At 60.2% G+C, this 17,177-nt stretch carries 14 protein-coding genes; 6 read left to right on the forward strand and 8 right to left on the reverse strand.

Annotation, left to right across the window (positions count from 1 at the left end; translation table 11 throughout):
• Positions 1-807 (reverse strand): nickel pincer cofactor biosynthesis protein LarB (larB, locus tag IRZ31_RS13090; protein WP_297154353.1); only part of this gene is annotated, 807 nt, incomplete at its 3' end.
• 763 nt (positions 808-1,570) lie between these two features.
• On the opposite strand from larB, the gene IRZ31_RS13095 reads away from it, so the two are divergent.
• Positions 1,571-2,056: a hypothetical protein gene (locus tag IRZ31_RS13095; RefSeq protein WP_297154354.1), complete on the forward strand. Its 486-nt coding sequence runs from the start codon at positions 1,571-1,573 to the stop codon at positions 2,054-2,056.
• On the opposite strand, the gene mutM is transcribed toward IRZ31_RS13095, so the two are convergent.
• Together mutM and IRZ31_RS13105 are read right to left on the reverse strand one after the other, a co-directional pair.
• The gene (gene mutM / locus IRZ31_RS13100; RefSeq protein WP_297154357.1) at positions 2,043-3,056 is read right to left on the reverse strand and encodes a bifunctional DNA-formamidopyrimidine glycosylase/DNA-(apurinic or apyrimidinic site) lyase; all 1,014 of its coding nucleotides are present in this window, start codon (positions 3,054-3,056) and stop codon (positions 2,043-2,045) included. The genes IRZ31_RS13095 and mutM overlap by 14 nt on opposite strands.
• Before the next feature lie 113 nt (positions 3,057-3,169).
• The gene (locus IRZ31_RS13105; protein WP_297154358.1) at positions 3,170-3,844 is read right to left on the reverse strand and encodes a DUF3267 domain-containing protein; all 675 of its coding nucleotides are present in this window, start codon (positions 3,842-3,844) and stop codon (positions 3,170-3,172) included.
• 264 nt (positions 3,845-4,108) lie between these two features.
• On the opposite strand from IRZ31_RS13105, the gene IRZ31_RS13110 reads away from it, so the two are divergent.
• Together IRZ31_RS13110 and IRZ31_RS13115 are read left to right on the forward strand one after the other, a co-directional pair.
• On the forward strand, positions 4,109-4,291 hold the full coding sequence (locus IRZ31_RS13110; protein WP_112429143.1) for a hypothetical protein: 183 nt from the start codon (positions 4,109-4,111) through the stop codon (positions 4,289-4,291).
• Between the two features lie 13 nt (positions 4,292-4,304).
• Entirely contained in the window at positions 4,305-5,261 is a 957-nt protein-coding gene (locus IRZ31_RS13115) for a ribonuclease Z (protein ID WP_297154360.1), read from the forward strand.
• Here IRZ31_RS13115 and IRZ31_RS13120 read toward each other — a convergent pair whose 3' ends face one another.
• Complete coding sequence (locus IRZ31_RS13120; protein ID WP_297154363.1) at positions 5,262-6,302, reverse strand: alpha/beta hydrolase; 1,041 nt, start codon at positions 6,300-6,302, stop codon at positions 5,262-5,264.
• A gap of 413 nt (positions 6,303-6,715) precedes the next feature.
• Positions 6,716-8,221, reverse strand: a complete 1,506-nt coding sequence (locus IRZ31_RS13125) for an alkaline phosphatase family protein (protein ID WP_297154365.1) — start codon at positions 8,219-8,221, stop codon at positions 6,716-6,718.
• A 309-nt stretch (positions 8,222-8,530) separates the two neighbouring features.
• Here IRZ31_RS13125 and IRZ31_RS13130 point away from each other — a divergent pair, with 309 nt between their 5' ends.
• Entirely contained in the window at positions 8,531-9,805 is a 1,275-nt protein-coding gene (locus IRZ31_RS13130) for a cytochrome P450 (protein WP_297154367.1), read from the forward strand.
• On the opposite strand, the gene IRZ31_RS13135 is transcribed toward IRZ31_RS13130, so the two are convergent.
• The gene (locus tag IRZ31_RS13135) at positions 9,806-10,444 is read right to left on the reverse strand and encodes a GNAT family N-acetyltransferase (RefSeq protein ID WP_297154368.1); all 639 of its coding nucleotides are present in this window, start codon (positions 10,442-10,444) and stop codon (positions 9,806-9,808) included.
• 44 nt (positions 10,445-10,488) lie between these two features.
• Entirely contained in the window at positions 10,489-11,286 is a 798-nt protein-coding gene (locus tag IRZ31_RS13140; RefSeq protein WP_297154370.1) for a class I SAM-dependent methyltransferase, read from the reverse strand.
• Between the two features lie 280 nt (positions 11,287-11,566).
• On the opposite strand from IRZ31_RS13140, the gene IRZ31_RS13145 reads away from it, so the two are divergent.
• Both IRZ31_RS13145 and IRZ31_RS13150 read left to right on the forward strand, forming a co-directional pair.
• Positions 11,567-12,964, forward strand: coding sequence for an NAD-dependent succinate-semialdehyde dehydrogenase (locus IRZ31_RS13145; RefSeq protein ID WP_297154372.1), 1,398 nt, complete (start codon positions 11,567-11,569; stop codon positions 12,962-12,964).
• A gap of 247 nt (positions 12,965-13,211) precedes the next feature.
• A complete protein-coding gene (locus IRZ31_RS13150) occupies positions 13,212-14,912 on the forward strand; it encodes a phospholipase D family protein (RefSeq protein WP_297154374.1) in 1,701 nt (566 codons plus the stop codon).
• 126 nt (positions 14,913-15,038) lie between these two features.
• Here IRZ31_RS13150 and IRZ31_RS13155 read toward each other — a convergent pair whose 3' ends face one another.
• Complete coding sequence (locus tag IRZ31_RS13155; protein WP_297154376.1) at positions 15,039-16,424, reverse strand: glutamine synthetase family protein; 1,386 nt, start codon at positions 16,422-16,424, stop codon at positions 15,039-15,041.
• Positions 16,425-17,177 lie beyond the last annotated feature (753 nt).

The raw sequence follows: 17,177 nt of genomic DNA on the forward strand, positions 1-17,177 counted from the left end.
CAAGGGATGCTTGCGAGCCTGAGCCACGCGGTTGGCGATCAGGGCCGCGGTGATGCCCGCGCCGACGCCGTTATCGATATTGACGACGGCGAGGCCCGGCGCACACGTCTGCAGCATTGACAGCAGGGCGGCCATGCCCTTGCCGCCCAGGCCATAGCCAACCGAAGTGGGCAAGCCAATGACAGGGACAGGAACCAGCCCTGCCACGACCGAAGGGAGCGCCCCATCCATGCCAGCGGCCACCACGATCGCATCTACGCCGTTCGAGAGCAGGTCACGCAGTGGGCCAATCAGACGGTGCAGCCCTGCCACCCCCACGTCATAGATACAGGTCACGCGGCAGCCCATTTCCTCGGCAACGAGGGCCGCCTCCTCCGCTACTGGGACATCGGAGGTGCCTGCTGTGATGATACCAACGTGCCCCCCCGTGTCGGGACGCACAAAATCGGGCCTGGAGATGACCATCGCTCTGGCGGCTTCGCGCAGACGAATGGTATAGTCACGAAAGACGTCGAGGAGTGCCTCCTTCGTCTCTGAGCGCATGCGGCTGATAATCGCTCGCCCTGAACCAGCCAGCAACGCCTGGGCCATGGCAATCACCTGCGCCGTCTCTTTGGTCTCCCCAAAGATGACTTCCGGCGCTCCTTTCCTGCGCTCGCGACCAGGATCAGGACGGATCGTGACCGGTTCGGACTGCGCACTCGACAGCCCTGGCTTCGCTACCTCTCTCGTGCGCGCCTCCGGCCCTTCGCTCAGCTGCTCCAGCTCCGCGAACAGCTCCCACTGTTCGTCAGACTGATGGCTCATAGAAATGTACACTCCTGATTGAGCAAAATAATTGTCTTCCTATCCAGGAATTCTCCAACGCCCAGTAGTGTAACACATCTCGATAGAAAGAACAAGGCAATTATGCCAGCGCCAGAACCGCCAGGGCCACAAGGACCTTTGGACAAGCATGTCTCCTAGGAGAACCTGCGCCCCTCAACCAACACAGATCTGGCCAGTCGCCAGATAAGACAGTGGCTCAGAACGCCAGACGGACATCAGCCAGGCGGACTCTACCAAGAGGGTCAGCTACCCTTGCTCCTCTCTACTTTCCATCAGGCGTCTCCTTGCTTCAGCGTCTGCCGGCCAAGCCGGCTGGGCGCAAGCTCTCCTATACTACCTGTCTATGATATAATGTACTCGCACCTCCAAATGTGGTCTATTTCTAACAGGTGCTATGGAGTCGCGCCAGCGACTGCTACTCCGGGCCGGAGGATGCTTCATACTCCTACATGAAATACCTTTCTTCTCAGCTTTTGTAGGACCTCAGCGATCCGCTGGCTACCACTCGCGGGGAGCCTCTTGTCTGCCCAGGGGAGAGAGTCGGGTCAGCCCCTCAGCAATGGGCTTGCCAGATCCCCATTTCAGATGTATCCTGCCTGTCAGCATCAAGTGAACATCGCAGGACGGTTGAGCGAGCAGAGCAGGATCGCTCAGATCCGCGCTTCGCCGCTCTGCCGGATTCCGCCCGGACCGGAGGGACGACCACGATGCCTTGTGAGAGAGGTTCAGGGTGACAACCTGTATGAGCAAATCTGGATATAAGCGCATGGGCGCCTGGCTCTCGGGGTTGGCTATGCTCTGGCTGCTCCTGTTGAGCGCTTGCGGCCCAACGGCTAACCAGCTTTCTCCGGCGGCGACGGTGACCATTAATCCCGCCTTCCAGGCAAGCACTTCGCCCCTGCCCACCGAGCCGCCCTATCGCTGCGGCGCTTGGGCCTCCAATAACGCTCCGTCACCAACAGCGGTGATTACTATCTATGCTCGCCTGACAAAAAATTTGCAAGGCGTATCAGGAGCTACAGCAACGGCAGTAGTCCATTTTAGCAGCGGTGATGTATCTTTGACGCAACAGCCTACGAGCGATCAGGGCGGCTATGTCCGCTTCACGCTGTCCCTGGCTGGGCGGCAGCCGCGCAACGTCCCAGCGACGGTCGATGTGACCTTTACTAATATCCCTGGAGGGCCTGCTAGCTTGCGCTGCAGCCCGGCTTTCTTTACACCTCAGTAATGCGCCTGCTGACAACGCTGGTCACAGGACTGGCTGGCTGGCTCGCTGGCTGACAGCGCGGACAGAAATGGGTACTACGCTGGGCGATGCTCATGCGCTGGATCGCTGTACCACAGCGTCGACAGGACTGGCCGGTACGCTGGTAGACCTGCATATGGGCATAGTTGTTGCCGGCTTCTCCCCAGAGGCCACGATAGTCGTTGAAGGAGGTTCCTCCATGTTCAATACCAAGCTGGAGCACCGCAACGATGGCCTGGCGCAGGGCAACCACTTCATCGAAACTGAGTGTGTCGGCACGGCGCAGAGGATGGATGGCTGCCGCAAAGAGGGCTTCATCGGCATAGATGTTCCCCAGACCGGCGATCAGGCTTTGTTCTAGCAGCACCTGCTTGATAGGTCGTTTTTTCCCTTGTAGCAGCGCAGCCAGCCGCTCGCTGGTGAAGTCCGGGTCGAGCGGTTCAAGGCCCAGGCCAGCCAGAGCCTCAGCCTCCTGGGAGCGGGACCAGAGCGCCAGCTTACCAAATTTGCGCAGGTCGTTGTAGAGGAGGAGCCTCCCATCGGCTAATGTGAAGCAGACACGACAGTAGAACGGCTGATCATGCAGCAGACAGAGGGTTTCCTCCTGCTCCCCTCGCTGCTTCTCCAGACAATGGCACTGATAGCTCTCATTCACAAAGGCTGGCCCCAAGCGTTCCCACGACGCCCGGTCCTGCTGCTGGAGTTGACAGTCGAGGCGCCAGCCGGGAGATAGGACGAGCAGGTTACCGGTCATACGCCGGTGGATGGTCAGCAGATAGTCGCCGCTGAGATCCAACAGAAGCAATTTGCCGCGACGACGCACGCCCTCAATGCGCCGTCCGGTGATTTCCCGACAGAAGGTGTCAGGATCGGGCCGCGCAATGCTCCGCCCCCAGAAAACCCGTGCTTCAGCGATGCTGGCTCCGACAAGGACAGCGCGAACCTGACGCGCCGTATATTCAACTTCAGGTAGTTCTGGCATGATTGCTACTCACTCGCGTGGTGCATAAGTCGCCGGGAGCAAAGTCGCTCGGGCGGGGCAGCCAGCCCCCGGCTTTGTGTCCGCTGCTCCTTGCTCCCGCAGCATAGTATGCCTCAGTCCGCCTGGATCGTGTAGTCGAGATCGGGCAGAAGAGGGAAAATTTCCCATACGCGGAAGCCCGCTTCTGTATCTTCAACGCAAAGGTGGGACGGATAACGCAAGAGCAACCAGACCGCCAGCAAATCGCCGGCACAGCCGGAGAGATGTCCAGCCCCAGCCAGGACCAGGTAAGGAGCCGCCGCCGGCCAGCAGAACATGAGCAGAGCCAGGAGAAGGGAGAGGACCAGACAAGGGGCCAGGCCCACAATCAGATACTGGTTGCGCCGGAAGAGCTGGCCACGCGCTCCACAATAGAGGGCCACGGGGAAGCGCACCCCATAATAGGGTTCTCCTCCCCAGAAACGGAAGGCCAGCCCATGTAGCAGCTCATGAAGGGGCAACAGGAGCAGATAAACGATGCCGCTGATCCCAAGCCAGATGAGCAGGTGCACAAGATCGGCGCTCCCCACAGACCAGCCGCTGAGAGACCGCCAGACAAGCGCTAGTAGAGCCAGGGCGCCAAAGCCTACCAACCCGATGAGAAGGAGCAGAAAACTAAGCAGAGTCAGAGGATAGAGCAACGGTGGCTCCAGCAGAGAAGCCTCTCCTCGCAGGAGCGCCAGGCCCGCGTCGAGAGCAGCTTGAAGCTCGCGACGTCGTTGAGGATGGAAGCGATCAATAACTCTCACGGCTGCGCCTGCTCTTTGCAATTTTTTCTTACTGGCCAGACCCCTTATCCTGCCCGGGACCAGGCTTCTGCAGATTGATGATATCACAGCTATTCGCCCAGAACCAGAAGATAGAGGAGGCCGCAAGACAGGGAGGGCGAATCTCTTGTTGGCCTCGGTTCCCCTCCTCTTGTCTCGGCTGTGGACAGGTTTTTGTCATGCCGGTTGCAAAGGCCATCCGGGCGTGCTACCATACGAGGGAGATGGCGTGAAAGGATGCAACCTATGCGGCGAATTCCTGCCCTCGCCTATTTGGCAGGCGCCTTGCTCGTTTTCTGGCTCTTGCTGGCCACGGTGATGATCATCTCTGGCTTCCCTTTCATCGTGGTGACTCTCAGCCTCAGCAGTGATCTGATGATCTCTCTTTTCATCCTCGGGCTGGCCTGGGCCTACCAGAAAAATCTGTAAATGCGAGCGGACGATGATCGACATCTGCATGCTGGGAACAGGCGGCATGATGCCATTACCGGGACGCTGGCTTTCGTGCGCTTTGGTGCGCTGCGGCGCTTCGCTCACGCTGCTGGACTGCGGTGAAGGGACACAGATCCCCTGGAAGAGCCTGGGCTGGGGCTTTCGCCAGCTCGGGGCTATCTGTCTGACACATATGCACGCCGACCATGTGGCAGGGCTGCCAGGAGTACTCTTTATGGTGGCCCACGCTGGACGTACGGAGCCGCTGCAGCTCTATGGGCCACCGGGCACGGCCTATGTAGTAGAGGGCTTGCTGCGTATTGCGGGAGATCTTCCTTTTCCGCTGCAGGTGCAGGAGCTGCAGGGCGGTGAGAGGCTGGCCCTGCCTGGAGGACTGCAAGGCTCCTGCGCCCCCGCTCAGCATGGTATACCTTGTCTGGCTTATCGCCTGGAGCTGCCACGTCGTCCCCAGTTCCAGCCGGAGCGCGCTCAAGCTCTGGGCCTGCCTGTCCAGTACTGGTCTCGCTTACAGCACGGCGAGAGTGTTGAGTATGAGGGACAGCTCATCACCCCGGATCAGGTGCTTGGTCCTCCGCGACGCGGCATCTCTCTGGCTTTTATCACTGATACGCGCCCGACGACTAGGCTGAGCGCCTTCGCCCGCGATGTTGACCTGCTGATCTGTGAGAGCATGTATGACGATCTGGCGGATCTTCCCCTGGCCCGTGCTCACGCACACATGCTGGCGGAGGAGGCAGCACGCCTGGCCAGGGAGGCCGGCGCCCATGCACTGCTGTTGACTCACTTCAGCCCTAAGATCAACGATCCCTCCAGCGCAGAAAAAGCGGCCCGGCGCATTTTTCGCGCGACCCGGGCCGCCCGAGATGGGGAGATTCTGACTTTGAGCTATCCGCCTGCTCCCGGAGAGCAACAGGAGCGCTCGCAGTCAGCTGAACCTGTTGAGTAATTAGCTGGCCTCCGAGAGGCCTGTGATTTCTTCCGCGCGCTCAGCAGGCCGTGGCAGCATCGCCCCTGTCCCTTCGCCTTCGACGAGCTGCAGCCGAGGGCGCGGCTTCTTTAAATGCTCCTCGAAGAAGGAGAGCACTCTGTTGACGTAGGCGCGCCGGTCGGCAAAGTAGGCGCCGCAGTGGTCGGCTTCGGGCACGATCCACAGCTCTTTCGGTTCCCCGGCTGCCTCGTAAAGGAGCGGAGCATCGCGCGGATCGACCAGCGAATCTTTGCCACCGTGGATGATCAGAATGGGACGCGGCGCGATCTTGCCAATATCACGCAGCGGCGCCACCTGGCCAAAACGATAGCCCGCGCGCCACCAGAGGAGGTAATCGGCAACCCAGGTGAAAGGAGCGGCTGGCAAGTGAAGCACGCGGTGAACGTTATAGTCGATGACGCTCCAGTGAGTGGCAAACGAGCTGTCAGCGACAATTGCCTCTACATCCTGACAGTGGGCGCTGCACATGATGGCCACAGCAGCCCCCATCGAATAGGCAATGACCCCCAGGCGAGCATGAGGAGCGCGCTCCTTGGCATAGGCCACCGCTCCCATGAAATCATTAATCTCGCGGTAGCCGAGGGTGACCGGTTTGCCAACCTCTTGTCCATGCCCATAATACTCAAAGACGAGGACATTATGGCCGGCCTTCCAGAGGTGGGCACACATGCCAAGCACATCGGCCATCCCCGAGCGATAGCCGGGACAGACCAGGATAGTCGTAGTGGCCCCGGGATAGGGAATGTACCAGCCATTGACCATGTGGTCGCTGTTGGACGCCGGGAAGGTCACCGCCTCGGCAGGCAGCTCAAGCTCAAACGGGGAGATTTTGTAGAGGTCTGCAAAACTGACGATTTTCTTGGGGCGGATCAGAGTTTCAACAACATAGACTGCTACTGTGACGATGAATCCTGCCACTCCGATGACGCTCCCCAGGCCGCCAACCAAAAGCTGCTTCAAAGAAGGCTTGCCTACACGAATCTTGCTTAACTCTAGCACAGAGGCCGCCAACCTTTCTACTCGCTAGCTGATTGGCCCAGAGGGACAAGATCACGTCTGCCCAGAGGGACAGCTGAGCTAACTAGCATACCTTCACTATGACTCTGCGACTCGCATCCCAGGCCGCAGGCTCATCGGCCCCTCGCTTGCTCAGGTGAGCCGGTGCTCCCCTCGCAGCCGGGTATACCTAAGCCACGCAAAAGGCGAAAAAAGCACCTTGCAATAGCCAGGCGTACGCGAGCGAGTCAGTGCACGCTTTCTTTCGTAGATAAACCCCCCGCCATAGCCTACCCACCCCAGAGAGAAATAGAGGCAGCGGCGTGCTGTCTGGCGTTATTCGCCTACCGCTGCAGTAAATCGGGCAGTTTGAGGTCTCTCTTGCAATCTTGCTTACTTATAAATTAGCTCATTAGCTATGATACTATATCGAGAACGGGCTTGCAAGGGGCGCCCCCAGCACTAATGAGCGGGCGGCCTACCAGCTGCGCAGGGACAGGAATATTGAGCGCCGCCAGGACGGTCGGGACAATGTCATAGGCTGACACGGGCCTGAGTACGGAGCGCTGGAGGCCCGCCCCATAGAGGCAGAGCAGCCCGTCTGGATGATGCATGCCACAGCATGGCTCGCCCGCGCTCCAGAGCTGCCGCTGCCCAGTGGCCGAAGAGAGCATGATCCCATCGTGGGCCAGGAGTATGAGACGTCGCGTTGGCTTTCCAGGTAGCGTCGGCTCCGAGGCTGGCACGTGGCTTCCCGGGTAGGTTTCGTCGCGGTAAAGGTCACCAATGGCCGGATAGGCCGTTGCAGGATCTACCTGGGCCTGCAGATCAGCAATGAACTCTTCGATCTGCTTCTCCGTGAGGTGATCGGCAAGGGCAATAGCTGCATAGCCCCCCAGCGGCGATGAGGTCGGGAGCAAGAGAAGAGCGCTACCAGCCAGAGGCAACTCGCCCCCTCCTGCAGGAGGTGCCGCCAGTCGCCAGGTTCGCCAGCGCCGCTGCGCGGGAAGGTGGGGCAGCAGCCGTAGTTTCCATCGGTGAGCAGGCCAGCCGACTCTCTGCTGGGCTAGCGTACCTTGCACAGGCAGATTCGGCGTATAGCGTCGCAGATATTCCTTCAGATAGAAGGTGCGCTTGATGCTCTGGAAGCTGTAAGGCGAGAGGAGGATCAGGAGATCGGACGACCGTAAGACGCTCAGCGCTCGCCCAAGTAGTTCATCTAGAAGGCGATAGCAAGCGACTACCTCGCGGTGAAGATCGAGCACGCGGTCCCAGTAGAGATGTTGTAGCAGATCAATCTCATGGAGCACAAAGAGACAGCAATCCCAATCTTCGCGCAGAAGCAAGTCCAGTAGAGCCGAGCGCTCTCTCAGGAGACGGCGGATCTCCGTCAGAGGTTCTCCGAGCCAGGCCGCCAGTCCGCGCCAGGTAGGGGTGAGCTGATAGTTCGGGATGACTTCCAGCAGCCTGGAGGCAAAGTCGGGCGGATAGGCAAGGCCGGCATAGAATGGCGGCGCCGGCGGACCGCTGAGCATGATACCATTGAGAGGACGAGGCGGGTAGGTCGCGGGGACATTAGCGACCAGGATACGCCTCCCCCAGGCGCTGAGGAGGCTCCAGAGCGCCTTATCTTCTTGCCCCAGGTCGTGCAAGGTTCGTGAAGCTGACTGCGGCTCAGTAATTGTCTCAAGCAGACAGCGATCGTACTCGCCGTCACCAGGAGTCAGGCCCTGCCGCTGCGGTGGAAGACCAGTCAGGATGGCTTGCCAACGCGTGGTTGCCGCTGGCGGTAGCGGCGCCCGTAACAAGGCGTGCACTCCCTCCTCGTAGATCTGCCGCAGATGGGGAAGCAGTCCCTGCGCCATCAGCGGTTTGACAATGCGCAACGTTAGGCCATCCACCCCAATAAGCAAGACCCGCATGATCCCCCTCAAATTACTGTCTAGTATTATATACAGCAGGTGTTGCCGCTAGAGAGCGGTATTTGTCAAGATCTGGTTAATGCCAGGCGCAACTCATAAAGATTTCTCCATAGGCGGCCTCGGACTGACAGAGACTGCTATCGCAGGGAAGAGGAGAGACGGCATTGTCCTCGATCCGGGCGCTGTGATAGGGTGTAAGGGAGGAAAGCAAGGATGAACAGACCGGGGTCTGACGGCAGACGCTCGGTGCCTTACTCGTTCTTGCTTCTCTACAAGTTGCAGCTTGTGCAGCAAGGAGCAGCAACGGTCATGCAAGATCATCAGAGCGGTCGCCAGCGCCTTACGCTGAGCGACGTCCAGAGGCCAGAATATCTGGCGAACCCCTACCCCCTCTATCATCGTCTGCGCGAGCACGATCCCATCTATTGGGACGAGGAGATGCGCGCCTGGGTGCTGACGCGCTACGCTGATGTCGTAGCTGTGCTGCGTGATCCGCGCTTCTCGTCGGCCTGGGGTCCAGTCGAGACGGCCTGGATGCCAGAGGAGCTGCGCCCTCAGCTAGAGCCTGCTCTGCGGGCCGTCTCGCGCCAGATGCTCTTTCTCGATCCTCCCGATCATTCGCGTCTCCGCGGCCTGGTGGCGCGGGCCTTCACACCGCGCATGGTTGAGAGCCTGCGCCCACGTGTGCAGCGTCTTGTCGACGAGCTGCTCGATGCGGTGCAGGACCAGGGCGGGATGGAATTCGTCGCCGATTTCGCCTATCCTCTTCCAGCGATCGTTATCGCCGAGATGCTCGGTGTGCCGCCCGAGGACCGCAGCCAGTTCATTGTCTGGACACAAGACTTTGGCCGCTTGCTGGACGGCGGCAATCTGAGCTTCGAGGAGCTGCTGAAAACCCTGAGCGGCATCGCCGATTTCCTGGCCTACTTCAGGCGCCAGATCGCGCAGCGGCGCACGGCTCCGCGCGATGACCTTTTGCAGGCGCTGATCCTGGCTGAGGAGCAGGGCGACCGCCTTAACGAGGAGGAGCTGCTCGGGAACTGCGTCCTGTTGCTTGCTGCCGGTCATGGTACCACGACCCATCTGCTTGGCAATGGCCTCTATGCCCTCTTGCAGCATCCCGAGCAGCTTCAGTTACTGCGAGAGAATCCCAGTCTGGCGCCGACGGCGGTGATGGAACTCTTACGCTACGATAGTCCGGTGCAGCTGACTTCACGTCGCCTTACAGCTGACGTGGAATGGGCAGGGCGACATTTCAAAACTGGCGAGGAAGTGCTGACTGTGTTGGGAGCGGCCAATCGCGACCCCGAGCAGTTCCCCGACCCTGACCGACTCGACCTCCGTCGCACTGACAATCGCCATGTGGCCTTTGGTCACGGTCCCCACTTCTGCCTTGGGGCTCCGCTGGCTCGCCTGGAGGCGGAGGTCGCCTTTACGACCTTGCTTCGACGCCTGCCAGAGTTGCGCCTGGCGACAGAGCAGATTGAGCGCCTTCCGTCTCTGGTCTTCCGCGGTATCAAGGCGCTGCCAGTGACGTTTGCGTCGGTCTTACCAGCAACAGCAGTAAGAGTATTAGAAGACTAACTATATGCCAAGAGCACAAGAGGCGGAGAGCACCGCTGGCAGCGATAGAGCAATCTCTTTGGCGTAGATGAGCAGAGGACGGCATGGCCGCACTGGCAGAGGCAGAAGAGCCAGCAAGTCAGGACTGCCCGCACCCGCTTCTGCCTCTGTCTGCGGCCAGTGTCGGCAGCCAAAAGTCAGAGGGGCATAGCCTTCACGCTCTAAGAAGAGCAGCGCCCCCCGTTGATCCCGTCGCAGTAGTATCGGCGTCCAGAGCAGGAGCGGGACATGGGTGACGCTCCTCGACTGAGGGAAGAGAGTAAGGGCCAGCCGGCTAGCCTGCTCCTCCACCAGTCGTAGTAAGAGCGTACCCAGACCCCGACGGCGATAGTCAGGATGGACGAGAAGGCGCAGCAGGCAGGCCAGTCCGACAGAGCCTGCGATCTCTTGATTTACTCTCTGGCTGCGGAGATCAGCGTAGGCAATCGGCTCTCCCTCACAAGTTTTGACCAGCCAGCTCTCTTCCGCAGCGAGCAGCAGCTCGTCTCCAAAGTCAGTATCGTCGAGGCCATAGCCGCAGACCGCGAAGAGCCGTAGCAGTTCTTGGCGATCTGCCAGCTCAGGGGAGGCCAGTCTCAGGCCATGCAATAGGGCCTTCATGGCAATGGCACCTCCTCGCTCCTCGCAATCTTCTTCAGCCAGTCTCAGGCAAGAGCACCTCCCTGCGCTTCAGATGCCGCCGCAGCAGCCTCGCCTTCTCCCGAGGCTGGCGCTGGCAGTTTGCGAGCCAGCAGCATACGCAGTGGAGGAAAGACACGCCATGAGGGGCGTCCCAGGACGAGCTGACCAGCGCCCAGAGCCTGCAGATCGCGCGCATATTCCTTCACATGGGCCAAGTCGAGAACAGCAATCTTTCCGCCCGGCTTGAGTACTCGCAGCATTTCGCGCAAGGCCCGATGGCGCTCCTCCTGTCCGTGGATATTGTGCAGTGCAAGACAGGAGACGACGACGTCGAAGCGCTCTGACGGAAAAGGCAGTTGCCGGGCGTCAGCAGTGACGACGCTGATACGCTCCGCCACTCCGGCCAGGCGTGCGTTCTCCTGGGTCACCAAAGGACTGTTGCCGCTCTGATCGCGCATGCTCCAGACATCAATGCCAGTGGCGTGCCCGCTGCGCAAGCGACGAGCCGCTTCGATGAGCAGCATGCCTCGCCCACAGCCGACATCAAGCACCTCTTCATCGCCGCAGAGCACGAGGCAATCAAGCATACGTCGAATCTCCCAAAGCTTCCCAACACGCGAAGTCCAGAGCATGGCCACAGCCTCCCCCAGACAGACGCAGGCCCACACAATACACCAGGCAGCCAGCCAGATCAGATGCAGAGCAATCAGCAGCCATGCGGCTAAACCAGCAAGGAGCAGTCCCACCAGCGTGAGCACACGCACCACCCCGGGGGCATCGATCCCATAATCCGGCTTCCGGTTACCAGGCTGAGTCAGCATAGCTTGGTCCTCCTTTCAGCTCACCCTTGCCAGCAGGGCGCCAGTGAGGCTCTCCGCCCAGCGTAGCAAAAAGATCCTTTTCAACAACCTTATTTTTGCCAATTACTTGGAGAATTTTACCATATCTATGGCAATATGTCAAATATTTTCAGAAAGGTGAGAGAGACAGTGGCAATATTTTGGCCGCTGACTAGAGAGCAAGCGCTCGGGAAGGTGCCCAGGGGATGATATAATACAGCCGAGAGGAGACCTTGATTTTCGTTCCCTGGGAGTTGTGCCAATGACCATCCAATCGATCAGGCCGACCATCCAGTCAATCAATCCGGCAACCGAAGAGGTACTGGAAACCTTCGAACTCTTCACGGACGAGCAGATCCACGCGGCACTCGATCAGGCACGGAGGGCTTTCCTGCAGTGGCGGGACGTCAGTTTCGCAGAGCGCGCCGCCCTCTTCCAGCGCCTTGCCGTCTATCTGCGAGAGCATAAGGAGGAGCTGGGGCGCCTGATTACCCTGGAGATGGGCAAGCCCATCGCCGAGGCCGAGGCCGAGGTTGTCAAGTGTGCCTGGGGCTGCGATTACTACGCAGAGCATGCTGAGCAGTTCCTGGCTGATCAGCCTGCCGAGAGCAGCGCCAGCGAGAGTTACGTAGCCTTCCGACCCCTGGGTGTCGTCCTGGCGCTCATGCCCTGGAATTTTCCTTTCTGGCAGGTGTTCCGTTTCGCGGCGCCAGCGCTGATGGCGGGCAACACGACAGTGCTCAAGCATGCCTCCAACGTTTCGCGCTGCGCTCTGGAGATCGAGCGCGTCTTCCGCCAGTGTGGCTTTCCCGAGGGAGTTTTTCGCACGGTGCTGGTTCGTGGCTCTGAGACAGAGAAGCTAATTAGCGATCCGCGCATTGCCGCTGTGACCCTCACTGGCAGCGCCGAGGTGGGTATGGAGGTAGCCGCCGCCAGCGGGCGCGCGCTGAAGAAGCATGTCCTGGAATTGGGCGGCTCCGACGCCTTCATCGTTCTGGAGGATGCCGACCTCGATGCCGCTGCTGAATGGGCAACACGCTCACGTTTCCAGAATACCGGCCAGAGCTGCATCGCTGCCAAGCGCTTTATTGTCGTGGAGTCGGTGGCCGCCGATTTCGAGCGCCGCTTTGTTGAGGCCGCTTCGCGCCTGCGCATGGGCGATCCTCTGCAGCGGGAGACACAGATCGGCCCGTTGGCCCGCGGCGATTTGCGCGAGACCCTGCGCCGCCAGGTCGAGGAGACGCTGCAGATGGGTGGGCGCCTGCTCCTGGGTGGCAAGCCAGGCTCGGGCCGTGGCTTCTTCTACGAGCCGACGATCGTGACCGGAGTGACGCCGGCGATGCCAATGTTCCGCGAGGAGACCTTTGGCCCGGCTGCCGCGGTGATCTACGCCCGCGATGCAGAGCACGCCCTGGAGCTGGCCAATGCCTCGCCCTTTGGCCTGGGTGGCAATATCTGGACGCGCAATATCGAGCGCGCACGCCAGATGGCTCGCCATTTCGAGACTGGCGGTGTCTTCATCAATGGGATGACTGCCAGCGATCCGCGTCTGCCTTTCGGCGGCGTTAAACACAGCGGCTATGGTCGCGAGCTGTCGATTTTCGGCATTCGCGAGTTTGTCAATATCCAGACGGTCTGGATCGGACCCGCTCGTCAGTAAGTAGGCCACTCTCTTTGAGGGTGAGGAGTGGGTCGTCAGTCGGAAAGTAAAGGCCCGCTCGACCCACTCCTCGCTATGATGTGTAGTAACCTCAGCCTCGGGTGGTCAGTGCACCCGCGCCGCTCTGCCTTCTTAGCTCATCCCAGACTTGCCTCTGCTACCGCGAGAATGCTACAATCAGGGAGCCTGCCGGTAGGAAGAGCTTCGTTGTCCGGCGCACCATTTGAGCGACGGAGGTAGAGACGTAATGAGTGCTGTGAGCGCTGACGAGCGGCAATGGTGGGCAGAAGGCGATACACCGGTTCGCCGCGATTCGCGCGTGACCTATCTGGTTGATGGCCATGCAACGCTTCTCGCCTTCTGCCTGGCCTGCTTCCAAGCCAGAGACTATATTTATCTCGCTCACTGGGGTATTACTCCCTCGATGCCTCTCGTGCGTGGTAGAGATCAGCGCGCCGGACCTGACGATAGCCCCGCTCAGCAAGAGTTGATCGCCGAGCTACGCCTGGCCGGCCTGAGCGAGGAAGCCATCGCCTTCTGGTGCAACCACGAGCTGACCCTTCAGACGGTCCTCGGCTACGCTGTTCAACGCGGCGTTGAAGTACGGGCCTTGCTCTGGGACTGCCCGGAAATTTTCTCGCACTATCACCCTCAGCAAGCCTACGACGAGCTGAGCGCCGTCGGCGTGCTCTGCCTGCTCGATGATAGCTCACGTGGTCTGCTCCATCATCCAGCGGAGGCGCTGCACCAGAAGACCAGCGTGATCGACGGGCGCTATGCCTTCGTGGGTGGTATCGATCCCTTGATCGAGAACGATGGCGAGTTTGATCGCTGGGATATGCATCCTCACCCTCTCTTCACCCCTCTACGTCGCCTGCTAGCTAAACCGGCTTCACCCCATCCCTGGCATGACGCCCATGCCCTGATCGAAGGACCGGCAGCCGCCGACGTCGAGCTGAATTTCCGCCAGCGCTGGAACGATGTGGTGAAGCGCAAGGAGCTTGAGGCAGCCCTGTTGGTGCCGGAGCACCCGCTACCGCCACCGCTCCAGAGTCACACGGTGGTACAGATTGCGCGCACCATCCCTCAGCATACCTACAGCTTTACCCCAGAGGGAGGAATCCAGGGCATCGCACAGCTCTACACAGCGGCCTTCCGCAACGCTCAGCGCCTGATCTATTTGGAGAATCAGTATTTCTGGCTCCGCTCCTTTCTCGGGCTGAACATTTCCTTCATTGGACCGGACAGCCCCGACATGGAGCAGAATATCCGACTGCTCGGGGAGGCCCTGCGGCGCGGTGCACAGCTCGTCATGGTCCTGCCAGACCATCCCAATGTGGGTCGGGCTTTCAGCGATGCTGGTTTGCAGCGTCTGCGCGAGGAAGCCCCCGAGGCCGTCAAGGATGGTCGTCTGCTTGTTTTGACGCTGGCTACCTCCGACCTGGTCGACGGGCAGGTGCACTACCGTCCCATCTATGTCCACGCCAAAGTAGCCTTGGTTGACGATCTCTGGGCGACCGTGGGGTCAGCCAATCTGAACAACCGGGGCATGCGTGATGATACAGAGATGAACGTGGCCACGCTAGATAGCGAGCTGGCTCGTGGTCTGCGTCTCCTCTTATGGGGCGAACACCTCGGTCTGGTTCCCGACGAGGATATGCTGGCCCTCCTGCGCTATCTCGGGCGCCAGCCTTTGCGTCCCGCACGGCAGGCGCGGGCCCGTGATCTTTTCGCAGAGCTGGAGCGTCGTCTGGGCCAGAGTGAGCAAGGGCTACTGCTCCTGGCAGAGCAAGCGCGCGCTAATCTCGAACGCTACCGTGCTGGTCAGCTGCTGGTCGGGCACGTCCTCCCCTATTTGACAGCGGAAGAGGCCAGAGAGCAAGGTCTTACCTGCGATGAAGCTCAAGGCTGGATTGAGCAGGAAAAGCCCTCTGGACCCGCGGCATAAGAGGACGGCGGGGACCGGGCCCCCGAGGAGAGCACGCCAGCACAGCGCTGATCGACTGTGCTGCGGCTCTCGCTCGCCCTTCCTTATCGCTTACGCTCAGCTGCGCGCTTGAGTCAGCAGAAGCGGCTAAATCAGTTCGAAATAGCGACGGCGCTCCCAGTTGGTCACTGCACGTTCAAATTCGCTGACCTCCCAGCGCCGTGTCTCCGCAAAGTGCTCCACGAATTCGCTGCCGAAGTACTCGCGTGCCACCTCGCTCCTCTCAAAGAGATCGGTTGCTGTCGTCAGATTGCGCGCCAGCGAGTGGATAGGAGCGATCTCAGAGGCGCGGGCAATCGTCGCCGGATCGTAGGCATTTCCTCGCAGAGCCGGACCCAGCTCCAGCTTACGCTCAATACCGTAGAGACCACCCGCCAACATAGCGGCAAAGACCAGGTAGAAGTTGGCATCGGCGCCCGGCACACGGTTCTCAATGCGAATGGCTCGCGGACCATTGTTGATGACACGCACGGCGCAGGTACGATTATCCCAGCCCCAGGTGGTATTGAGCGGCGTCCAGGTGCCGACGACATAACGCTTGTAAGAATTGATCGTCGGGGCATAGAGCGCCATCAGGCCCGGCATGGACTCCAGCACGCCAGCCAGGAAATGGCGCATGGTCGCCGACATATGACCCTCCGCCTCCTCATCCCAGAACAAATTGCGCTCCATATCCAGGTCCCAGAGGCTCATATGCGAGTGACCACTGCTGCCGTCCTCCTGGTCATGCCACTTCGCCATGAAGGTTGCTGCATAGCCCATCTGATAGCAGATCTCCTTGATCCCCGTTTTAAAGAGCATCGTGTAATCGGCAGCAACCAGGGCGGGTTGATAGCGCAGGTTCATCTCGTACATGCCGGGGCCATGCTCGCGATTGTAGCCCTCCACGGCAATACCGTAATCGCGCATCATCCGCGCAATGCGGCCCAGCAAATGATCATCGGCACTGGCCTGGCTGATAGCATAACAGTTCATGCCCGGGTTGAGCGGCGTTAGATTGGGTCCGAAATCCTTCTCGCGCAGGGAGACCTGACTCTCGCGGAAGAGGCGAAACTCCAGCTCGGCAGCCGCGGCCACGTTGTAGCCAAGCGAGCGCGCGCGCTCAACGAGCTGGTTGAGCAGGTAACGCGGCGAGAGCTTCACCGGCTCGCCTGTCTCGGTCCAGAGATCACAGATACAAGAAGCGACATGCTCTTCCCAGGGGACCAGCGCAAAGGTCGAGAGATCAGGGCGCATGACCAGGTCGGTGAAGCCACGCTCCCAGTTGCTAAATCTGAGATTGGGCAGGACATTTTCGGCTATATCCCAGCCAAAGAGCACATCGCATTGTGCAAAGCCATCGTTGAGCGCATGCAAGAAATAGGTGGCATCGACGCGCTTGCCGCGGTAGACCCCTTCCATATCGGGAGTTCCGATTTTGACGTACTCCAATTTGCCATCGCGCACAAGCTGCTCAATCTGAGCGAGTTCCATTCGATCTCCGTCCTTTCTTCAGCAACTGAGGGCTGGCGCCTCGTTGATTCTCTCCAGGGAGCCAAACAGACGGCTGAGGTATCGAGGCATTGGTTGCAGAGTAGCATGCCCGGCCTGGACCGTCAAGGGCCGAAAGAGCGGGCCGTTGTCTTACTTTCCTAGGACCTCCCTCTCTTTTCCTCTTGAACAGGTATGCTAGACTAGAACCGGTGTCGCTGAACTACGATAGAACGGAGAGATACATTTCGATGCAACGCACGCCGCTTAACGACGACGAGCAGCGCGCTTATCCGCCTGCCTCTTCTCCGCGGCAGGCTCCCCAGTACGCCAGACAACGGGCCCAGAGATCCCGTCGGTTGCCACCTCTCGATGACTCTGAGCCATCATCGACGATCAGCACCCCACCCTGGACACGTGTCTCTATCCCGAAGCGCCGGGCCTCGCTGCGGGCCAGCCGAGGCGTCGGCCAGGCAGGCTCTGCCGCCCCGGGACTAAGCAGCGCTTCCCGCTCAGATCCCAGCCTGGACAGGCAGCAAGGCCAGGGCCCAGAGACACGCTCTACACGGCAACCAACCCAGCGCACAAGCGGAAGTCAACGCAACGTCTCTGACTGGCCAGTTTTCGATGACGATGAGTCGATGGCTTCAAGCCAGCAGCGCCGTCCTCCATCTCCCACAGCCAGCACCGGCAGAATGCGCGCGGTCTCCCCCCCCCCCCAGCCCCCCCCCACGGCAGCTTCGCCTCCACCAGAAT

Source organism: Thermogemmatispora sp., from assembly GCF_019683635.1.
Lineage (GTDB): Bacteria > Chloroflexota > Ktedonobacteria > Ktedonobacterales > Ktedonobacteraceae > Thermogemmatispora.

What these genes read in the sequence shown, in the direction of transcription:
- IRZ31_RS13155 (WP_297154376.1), bottom strand. Translation starts at nt 16,424, where the DNA reads ATGGAACTCGCTCAGATTGAGCAGCTTGTGCGCGATGGCAAATTGGAG.
- IRZ31_RS13135 (WP_297154368.1), bottom strand. Translation starts at nt 10,444, where the DNA reads ATGAAGGCCCTATTGCATGGCCTGAGACTGGCCTCCCCTGAGCTGGCA.
- IRZ31_RS13115 (WP_297154360.1), top strand. Translation starts at nt 4,305, where the DNA reads ATGATCGACATCTGCATGCTGGGAACAGGCGGCATGATGCCATTACCG.
- IRZ31_RS13150 (WP_297154374.1), top strand. Translation starts at nt 13,212, where the DNA reads ATGAGTGCTGTGAGCGCTGACGAGCGGCAATGGTGGGCAGAAGGCGAT.
- IRZ31_RS13125 (WP_297154365.1), bottom strand. Translation starts at nt 8,221, where the DNA reads ATGCGGGTCTTGCTTATTGGGGTGGATGGCCTAACGTTGCGCATTGTC.
- IRZ31_RS13130 (WP_297154367.1), top strand. Translation starts at nt 8,531, where the DNA reads ATGCAAGATCATCAGAGCGGTCGCCAGCGCCTTACGCTGAGCGACGTC.
- mutM (WP_297154357.1), bottom strand. Translation starts at nt 3,056, where the DNA reads ATGCCAGAACTACCTGAAGTTGAATATACGGCGCGTCAGGTTCGCGCT.
- IRZ31_RS13145 (WP_297154372.1), top strand. Translation starts at nt 11,567, where the DNA reads ATGACCATCCAATCGATCAGGCCGACCATCCAGTCAATCAATCCGGCA.
- IRZ31_RS13110 (WP_112429143.1), top strand. Translation starts at nt 4,109, where the DNA reads ATGCGGCGAATTCCTGCCCTCGCCTATTTGGCAGGCGCCTTGCTCGTT.
- IRZ31_RS13095 (WP_297154354.1), top strand. Translation starts at nt 1,571, where the DNA reads ATGAGCAAATCTGGATATAAGCGCATGGGCGCCTGGCTCTCGGGGTTG.
- IRZ31_RS13140 (WP_297154370.1), bottom strand. Translation starts at nt 11,286, where the DNA reads ATGCTGACTCAGCCTGGTAACCGGAAGCCGGATTATGGGATCGATGCC.